Raw genomic sequence first — 9,125 nt, forward strand, 5'->3', positions numbered from 1 at the left:
TTGCAGTTTGATTGCGGTGACTATCTTAGCGTGCCGCCAGTCCAGCTGACGACGGCATCGATCAACTCATTCTGAAGATGAAACAGCATTGTTGCTGGAGTCAGCATGATCCGCAGTATTGTTTGCAACGGATTCATCGGCTTGTCTCTTACTCTGCTCCGTATGCAGCAACGCTTCCAGCATATCTACTTGGCGCTCCAGCTCATCGATGCGACGAACTTGCTGAGAAATCAGCAGATCACGTAGATCACTGTTTGGAATATCACCATCTAGGGTACTGGTTGGCAGAATAATCGCGCGACGCTCAGGGGACACATGAAAATCAGTCTCGCCGCTAGAGCCTTGCGCGGATTGCTTACGCCATGTATTGCCTGGAAAAACTGGCGATGAGGATACCCCCCCCCCCAGGGCCATTTTTAGGGTTTGACTCGTCGGATCCTGACTGCAATATCTCATCTTGCTGTTCGCGCCAACGTGCTATACACCGTTCGATACGCTTATAGCCAATCAGCGCAGGGTCAAGCCCAGCTTCCCGGAACATGCGCACAGGCGACGCACCCTGATTGTAATGAATTATGCAGTACCGCTTGAAGTCATCGGTATAGGTTATGCGTTTCGAGGTGGCTCCCGCTACCGACGGTAAAGACTTCAGATACTTTATTTCCTCGGGGCTAAATACCCCGCCACCACTGGCCATTATCATCCCTTACTTGCACTCGGAAGGCTACGAATAAACAGCACGTGCCACAGTTCGGGATAGTAGTCAGTAGGTTACAGACCGTTGTAACCCCGTAAAGAGGCAGTTTTATCCCCGATTTTCCTTGGTAAGGAGCACTGACGCAGTGTGAATAGTACGGAATAGAGCACGATTAAGGAAATCTAGTGCCACGCAACCGCAAAAACAGTCGAAATGCAGTCGCGGGACACTTTGCACCAGTGAAAATAACCAATTTCCGCCAAAAACCGTGCCACACAAATGCAATTCAAGCGATTTTGCACTCGCGTGACACAAACGAGTGCCCCGCAACCGCAAAATCCCCAATTTTGCAGTTGCGGGGCACGAATTAAGGACTTCTTTACAGGTCAATCCGCCTATGTGCTTTATGCTTAGGCCCACTCCTACGAACCGGCTGAGCGGTAATATCAATCCTGACTTGGCCTGCACCAATAAGATTACGGAAGTCGGCTCTCACTTGAAAATCACCTGACGAATGATGAGGCGCATGAGTGGCTTTTCTTTCACGTTCTTCTATTGCTCTGACATGGTTAACGAAGCCATTTACGAGATTATAAGCGCCGTCAACCGATCCCATAAAATCAATGAAATCCTTACCGGCTTGAAGAATCTGTCCAAAGTCGGTGATGATAACAGAGCCATCTCTGATTTCAACTGCAATCGATCCTGATCTTAAAGGGTAACGAGCACGCATCGTCTTTTGAACTGCTGGTAATTGTTGCTCAACGACAGATTCAGCGAAATGTATCGCAGTATTTCTCAAAGGACGGCTCAATGTGGATGAGTTAAGACCAGGAGCAAATATTTCAATACTGACCTGATAGGCGATAACAGCACGAGGATTGTATTTTAGGCGAGGACGATAGTAATACACCGGAGGAATCCCATCGGTAGTGCTCGTCCGGTTATTAAAGCTTAATCTTCTAGATACAGCTCTGGCCATTTTAATTATTCCTCTTTCTTCTCTTTGCAAATAAGCAAAAAGCCGGCCTGATTTCTCAGGTCGGCTTCGGTATTACTCAATTACGAGCAAGTGTCAAGCTCAGGCTTCGAGAGCGTGCTTGGTGGAACGGGACTTGGCGAACACGGTCACGCCAGCGCCAGCAATCAGAGCAGCGACGACGACGAACAGTGCAGTGCCAGCAGCACCAGTGAGCGGCAGCTGAGTGATGGACTTGACGTTCTTCACCTTGATGTCGGAGGTCTCACCAGTAACCAAACCGAGGTTCAGAGCAGCGCCTTCAGACTCAGCATAAGAAACCGTGCCATCCTTGGCGATGGTGACAGTGAACTTAGCCTTGGCAGTGCTCAAGTAGCCAGTTGGAGCCTTAGTCTCTTCAACGGTGTAAGTACCGGCCTTCAGACCAGAGAGGCTGAAGACACCATTAGTACCAGTGAATACGGTAGTAGCAACCATGCCATTCTTATCAATAGACTGGCCAGCTGCGTTGGTCACCGTAAACTCAGCGCCATCAAGAGCCTTACCGTCGGCATCGGTCTTGGTGAAGCTGAAGCCATAGTTCTTCAGAAGGTTCTGGACCTTTTCAGACTCAGCGCGAGTGCCGGGAGTCACAGAAGCCCAGTTGTACACATTGCCATCCTTAGTAGCAACAACGGTTGCAGCGTAGACCATCTTGATCTTGCGGCCGGCAAAGCCCTTTACGTTTGCGACAGTAGCAGTGAAGGAAGCAGACTGGTTGTCATTGCCGGAAACGAACGTCTCAGGAGCAACGGTAGCCTCAACCGGCTTGGTCTCGTCATAGTTGCCGTTCTCATCGGCAATATAGACTTTAACGTTGGCCGGGTAGTAAGTGTACGGAGGAACGGAAGTGTCTTCTTCAGCACCAAGGTTTACATACAGGCCAGAACCCGGGTAATCAGTGAACTTGTAAGCATAGGTATCGTAAGCATTTGCATCAGCCGGGATAGTGGCTTCAACAGTGTAGGTAACCTTTTCTCCAACGTTCACGGTGCCGTCGCCAACGCCCTTGAGATCATCCTTGTCGGAGGTCTTAGTCGGTGCGGTCGTTGCATAGTTGTTGCCCTTGGAGTTGAAAGCACCAACGGCAGTGATGTCACGCTGACCGTCAGGAGTGTTCAACTTAACGTTAGCTGCGTCGCCAGCCAAGGTGGAGGAAACAACAGCGGTCTTGCCGTCAGAATCGGTCACGAAGTACCAACCTTCAGCCAAGTTTTCAAGCTTCAAATCAGCGCCGTCTTCAGTACCTGCCTGTGCGGCAGCGGAAGTCTTACCGGTAACATTCAGCTTGTCCACGAAGGAACGCAGCTGCGCCGGAGTCAAAGTGGCAACGTAGGCAGCATAATTGTTTGCATACTCAGCACCCGGCTGCAAACCAGCAGCCTCAACAGCAGCCTTCAGAGTGTCATTCCAACCCTCATCAGTGGTGACATCCAAGTACGTGGTGCCATCGACCACATCAGCCTTAGTAAACGTGGCGAACTTATATGCGGTATAGGTGTGATCCTTCTGTGCATTATGCACAGTGATGGATGCGGTAGCAGTCGCATCATCAGCCGCATTAGCGGTGGTGGTGCCGAACGCGATGCCACCGAGCAGGGTGGCCATAGCGGCAACGCCCGCGAAAAGCTTCCTCATCTTCATGAGAAATCCTCTCTTCCTTAATTACTTTTTTTGCTGGTGGAGTGCCCCATCAGCAGGTTTGTTCTTGCAATCGCGGAGGCTCGGGTCCATTCCCATGTACCTTCGCGATCCGCAAATCTTTAATTCGTTGAGGGGAATAAGAACTACCCCTCAAGTCACCTGACAAGCTGACTCCTTACCATCGGGAGCCAGCTTGCAGGATTGAGCGTGCAATCAAATCAGCTGACGCTTGCGCCAAATGGTGTAGCTTGCCGCAGCGAGCAGGGCAAGAACGCCCATGCCACCGCCGTAAACCATCCAGTCGCGAGCCGACTTGCCACCGGTGAGCGGCAGCTGAGAGACTGCAATGTATGTGTTGGTGATTTTGCCGTCATTTCCGGCACTGACCGTGAACTCAGCATCGTCGGAGGAGTCATTAGCCGGCACAACAGAAATGTCATAAGTCTTGTCGGACAACTGATAACCCTTTGGCGCAACGGTTTCCTGCAGCGAGTAGTCGCCCCACTTCAGACCGGACACCTTAATGGTGCCAGCACTATCAGTGGCGGCATCATTCTCGCCGTCATCAACCACATGCTTGGTGAAGGCGGTATCGGTCTTGCCGGTGAGAGACCATTCGGAGCCAGACAGCAGTTGATTTTGCTTCGAAGCATTTACCTTCTGCCATTGGATAGCGCCAGGCTTTGCCGTGTTGATCACCGTGCAGGTGAGATCAACACCCTGCGCCAAATTCACTGTGTTGTTCGCGGAGACGCTAACGTTATTACCGTTTGCGTCCACACATGACCACTCGCCTGCGGTATAGCCGCTAAAGTATTGGTAATTCGTGGACGTATCGGCGACTTCACTCAACGTGTAGGTACCAGGAGCCACCAATGTCTTGGCCACGGACTGCTTGGTCACGTTGCCTTCGGTAGTGGTTTCACCGGAAGGATTCGTAGCTTCAACACCGTACGTGCCACTGTTCTTCAGTGCGGAGAGCTTCCAATCAGAAGGCGTTGCGCCAAGCTTGCCGGCATACGTATTATCAACGCCCTTCGTCAGAGTGATGCTCGGCACATTCACCTGAATAACCGGTCGATCATATGCGGAACTCTGCTGCTCGCCAACAGTTTCCTGACCGTTGACATTAGTGACTACCTTGTAGTACACGTTTGCCTGTGTGGTGCCATCAGCATTATCTGCATTGGAATAGAATCCCGGCTTGCCGGAACTCGTGTTGTTGCCTTCGGCATCGGTTCCTTGATCGCCTGTATTCGGATATTGGCCACTATTTTCGATGAAGTATTGATATGCGGCATCGGAAGGCTTCAGCATGATGGACACCGTATAGGTGACGCTTGGGCTAAGCTTGGTGCCTTCATCAAAGTTCAAAGAAAGCTGCTGTGTTTGCTGATTGTAAACCGCGTGCATCTTGGTGGCCGCGGGATCCGTCTTCGATACATCGTTGCCATCGGCATCACGCGCGGAGGCGGACAGAAGATATCCGGTACCGCCGTTCTGATCGGTGGATACCGCGTAGCCGGATAGCGTGTCCTTGATCAGCACATCCTGGTACGTGGAGTCTGTCTTGATTTGTTCGATGATGGTATCGAATGCTTGGGCAAGCTTGTTGGCATCCGTACCGTCGAAGAAGGTACCGGCAGGATTAATGGTTTGCGCAAATTTCTGCATCTTAGTATTTGCTTCAGTTCCGGTGCTTACCGCATATAGTGTGGCACCATTGCGGCGGTTGGCTTCCGCGACGGCGGCGTTAAAGTTATAATTGCCATCGTCATTTGAACCGTTTCCACCGTTGACTCGGTATGTAGGTTCGCCATCCGACACGAACACAATGTATTTCTTCGCACCTGCGCGAGCAGTATTCAAAGAATTCGCATTTCGTAATGCTGCTTCCCAGTTGGTGCCACCACCATTGTCGTAGCTGGCATCCATGCTCTTAAAGGAATCGGAAACCGCTTGGGCGGATGTGGTCCACTGACCACGGCCCAGAGTCATAATGCGTGAGTCAGTATCAAAGTCAATCACCGACATCTGCACTTGCTGGTCAGCAGGCAATGCAGCATTGTCTGCAGTCAACAACTTCTGAGCCAATGTTTTGGCAGCGGATGTAGCGACCGTCCAACGGCTGTCACCGCGCTCCGCGCAACCCCACCATTCAGATTTAAGGCATTCCTGAGTTGACATACTGCCGGAGGAATCCATCACCAGCACCACGTCAGCTGGCTGATGCTTCTCCTCGGTGCTGGCTCGAGAAGCGCCAGTCACATCGAGGCTTAGCCAATAGGTACCATCATTGTTGTATTTGATGTACTTTCGGTGTGCAGGCGCGCCCAAATCCGTGGCACTATCTGCTTCAGCGCTTTCCGGCTGTAAAGTCGATGCCTCGGCAGTTGCCTGAGCTTTCGCCTTCGCCTCAGATGAAGCTTCCTCCGACTGCTGCGCCTGAGCATCCGAGGCACTAGCAGACTGATCAGCCATAGCGGTTGCGCTTACACCGGCGACGCCACCGAGCATCGCCACGGCAGCAATGATGGCCATAATACGCTTGCCACTCTTGCCCGCCGCATCCCCAACTGCGGCGAACCAGTCTCTCATTCTCTTCATAGCCTTGCCTATCTCTACGATTGCGTACGCCAAAACCCGGCTATACGCCTACAAGGCGTTAGGCTATTCAACAGAAAATGCGGATGCGTACACCCTAGTAGAGGGCAATTTTTCCCCGAAAAATCAAGGTTTCTTGGAATATTCAGGCGATTAGACCCATGCGCTCACCCCCGAATTCGGAAGGCTTTTCTTCATGGCATGGCGAGTCGCGCCCGCAATGCGAGCCACGGCAAGAACAACAAAGGCCGAAAGCCCTTACAATGCTTGGACTTTCGGCCTTTTGAAATGGAGCGGATGACGGGAATCGAACCCGCGTAATCAGTTTGGAAGACTGAGGCTCTACCATTGAGCTACATCCGCGTGTAGGGCGTCGCTTTTGGCGACTTGAGATATTATACACAAATCCCGGAAAGCGGCAAGCCCGTTATACAAAACCGGCTCTCCTCTTGTGCGAGGAGAGCCGGCAGCTCAGGGATGAAGGAAAATCACAGGTGGATGAAGCGGGCCTCGTACGGGGCAAGGTCGGCATCAAGAGGTTCCTTGATTACAGCATCGCCTTGCTCATCGGCACCAGCGTTCAAGTGGACATGCTGCTCAAGTTCGGAGAAGTTGAACAGGCCGACCAGCACAGCGTCATCAACCTTGCGGGCCACGGCGAGCACAGCATCGTTGAAGGTATCCCAAGTGGAAACCCAGGCATCCGGAGCGAAGCAGGGGTCGTGGCGTTCTTCGCGCAGGCCTTCCATGCCCTTGAACAGTCGGTTCTGGAGCGTACCAGCCTTCTTGCGCAGTGCGGCCTTGTCCCAGTCGAACTTGCTGCGATGCAAGTTGCGGCTGTCTTCCACGCGATCGGGATCTTCCTTATAATCCCAGCCGTTGAGCTGGCCGATTTCGTCACCGCAGTTGAGCATCGGGAAGCCGCGCAGGAATGCCATAGTCTGATGCATCAGCAGATCGCGCTTGATGGAGGTCTCATACAGCGGCTTATCATGCGTGATGATGGCCTTCTCGATGCCGGTGAGGGAGGCAGTGGTGCCGCAGCTGCGGGCGTCACGAGTGGCCTCATCGTAGTTGTAGAGCTCGCCCATCGACCAGCTGCCGGGAACCGCACCCTCATAGAAGTGGTACAGGAACTCCTTGTGCTTAAGCGGGTCGATGTCGAGGTAACGTTCCACATCCTCGTCAAGGCCCCAGCCGATGTCGTCGTGGCAGCGCAGGTAGTTGACGAACCAGCAGTTGTCAGGCAGAGCATCGAACTGGTCAATCTGGTTCTTGAGCAGGCGCACGTCGCGGCTGGCGAGCGCACTCCACAGGTTCACCATGATGGAAACGTTGTACAGCATGTGGCACTCGGGAGCTTCCGGGGTACCGAAGTAGGCGGCGAGCTCCTTGGGAGCCATCACCACTTCGCCCTTGAGCACTACAGCCGGGCAGACGCATTCAAGGATGATGCGCAGCATACGTACGATGGTGTGGACCTGCGGCAGATTGCGGCAGTTGGTGCCAAGCTGCTTCCAGATGTATGGCACAGCATCGATGCGGAAGACTTCCACGCCGAGGTTGGCCAGATGCATCACGGAGCCCATCATGGCCACAAGCACCTTGGGGTTGCGGTAGTTCAAGTCCCACTGGAACGGGTAGAACTGGGTCATGACCCACTTGTTCATCTGCTCGTTCCAACTGAAGTTGCCGGGAGCGGTGTTCGGGAAGACCTGCGGCACGTGGGCGTCGTACTCATCCGGGATGGTGCGGTCGTCATAGCAGAAGTAATAGTCCTGGTATTCAGGATCACCGGTCTGCGCGGCCTTGGCCCAGCGGTGGGTGGAGGCAGTGTGGTTCATCACGAAGTCGATGCACAGGCTAATGCCGGCGCGACGCAACTTCTTGGCAAGGGCAGCAAGGTCTTCATTGGTGCCGAGCTTCGGGTCAACGTTGTCGAAGTCTTCGACTGCATAACCGCCGTCGTTGTTCGGGTGCGGCATCTGCAGCAGCGGCATCAGGTGGAGGTAAGTGAGCTTCTGTTCCTTCAAGTACGGAATCTTGTCAGCGAGCTTCTTGAGATCGCCAGCGAAGAGGTCGGTGTACATGGTCATGCCGAACATATCGCCGCGCTTGTACCATTCAGGGTCTTGTTCGCGCGTCTTGTCGAGACGCTTCAAATCGGCCGGACGATCGGCGTAGGCGGTGGCCATAGAATCGAGCAGTGCGTTGAAGTCTTCGGTGGCGGTTGCGCGCTCACCATACAGGCTCATAAAGAGGCTCTCGAGCTCAGCCTTGTGGGATTCGAGGCGGGAGAGGAAAACCGGGCTTGGAGCGTGGCGCTTGGCTGCAGTCGCGCGCTTTGTTGTCGATCGCGTGGTCGTCTTGGCTGATTTTGCAGTCTTGGTCTTGGCTGCGTTGGTTGCTTCTTCTACCGATTGGTTACCCTGAGCCATCGGAAACTCCTTCGTCCCATTCTTTGTGCCCGCGTCAACCGATTGACGTTGATGCCTATAATATCGAACCGGTTCGACAGCATAAAGCGCGACACACCGAGGAATTCCGCTCGTTTCAGCACCACACTCATCAATACTCATCAATCAGAAAGCATGACCACAGCCGAGGCAATCGGGCCGTCGTGACTTAGGGAAATATGGATGACGAGAATCGAACCCGCGTAATCACTTTGGACAACCGAGCTTCCAATATTTTCCGCCGAGGAATCCCCGCTGCCCAGGGAATCACGGAACGCACGCTTCGCTCTACCAGAGAGCATTACATGCGGCACTCCGTGCGAATCATCAAGGATTTCGATTTCATGCCACGGGAAGTTATCGAGCGTGAAAGGATACGGCCTCTCCCCCAGCGCTTCGCACCACGCCTTGAGGAACGCTTCCTTGCCGGCCCATTTAGCGGCCAAATGCACAGCCTCGCCATCGTTCTTCTGCTGCGCGCAGGCATTCGCCTGACGAATCTCTCTCATGGAAAACAATTCGCGCATACGAGTGCCCGGCTCGGCCAGCTGCTCAGCAAATGCCACGACATCGACTATGTCGTGGCCTATCCCATACATACTCATACCACTATTGTCTTATTACTGATATCTTCCACAGGTCTAAGCGACCATCTCACAGCGATACATTGCGTATCTCACTTACGAAGGGTTGGGGACACAAAGTT

6 protein-coding genes, 1 tRNA gene and 1 pseudogene are annotated in these 9,125 nt (G+C 53.2%); all 8 read right to left on the reverse strand.

All coding sequences use genetic code 11. From position 1 onward, the window contains the following. Nucleotides 1–66 precede the first annotated feature (66 nt). Complete coding sequence (locus BISA_RS13110; RefSeq protein WP_081890089.1) at nt 67–315, reverse strand: hypothetical protein; 249 nt, start codon at nt 313–315, stop codon at nt 67–69. An 82-nt stretch (nt 316–397) separates the two neighbouring features. Further along, nucleotides 398–697: pseudogene (locus BISA_RS13365) on the reverse strand (hypothetical protein); the annotation flags it as partial. 379 nt (nt 698–1,076) lie between these two features. Beyond that, complete coding sequence (locus BISA_RS12915; RefSeq protein WP_152597242.1) at nt 1,077–1,679, reverse strand: hypothetical protein; 603 nt, start codon at nt 1,677–1,679, stop codon at nt 1,077–1,079. A gap of 99 nt (nt 1,680–1,778) precedes the next feature. Next, nucleotides 1,779–3,359 (reverse strand): SpaA isopeptide-forming pilin-related protein, encoded by a 1,581-nt coding sequence (locus tag BISA_RS09380; protein WP_033891589.1) that lies wholly within the window; start codon nt 3,357–3,359, stop codon nt 1,779–1,781. A 213-nt stretch (nt 3,360–3,572) separates the two neighbouring features. Next, nucleotides 3,573–5,966, reverse strand: coding sequence for a VWA domain-containing protein (locus BISA_RS09385; RefSeq protein ID WP_081890090.1), 2,394 nt, complete (start codon nt 5,964–5,966; stop codon nt 3,573–3,575). A gap of 286 nt (nt 5,967–6,252) precedes the next feature. Next, nucleotides 6,253–6,326: transfer RNA gene (locus BISA_RS09390), tRNA-Gly, on the reverse strand. A gap of 125 nt (nt 6,327–6,451) precedes the next feature. Continuing rightward, nucleotides 6,452–8,401: an alpha-amylase family protein gene (locus tag BISA_RS09395; protein WP_081890091.1), complete on the reverse strand. Its 1,950-nt coding sequence runs from the start codon at nt 8,399–8,401 to the stop codon at nt 6,452–6,454. Nucleotides 8,402–8,541: 140 nt separating this feature from the next. Further along, nucleotides 8,542–9,024 (reverse strand): holo-ACP synthase, encoded by a 483-nt coding sequence (locus tag BISA_RS09400; protein WP_033891592.1) that lies wholly within the window; start codon nt 9,022–9,024, stop codon nt 8,542–8,544. Between the last annotated feature and the right edge of the window lie 101 nt (nt 9,025–9,125).

This window comes from Bifidobacterium saguini DSM 23967, from assembly GCF_000741715.1.
GTDB classification, from domain to species: Bacteria; Actinomycetota; Actinomycetes; order Actinomycetales; family Bifidobacteriaceae; genus Bifidobacterium; species Bifidobacterium saguini.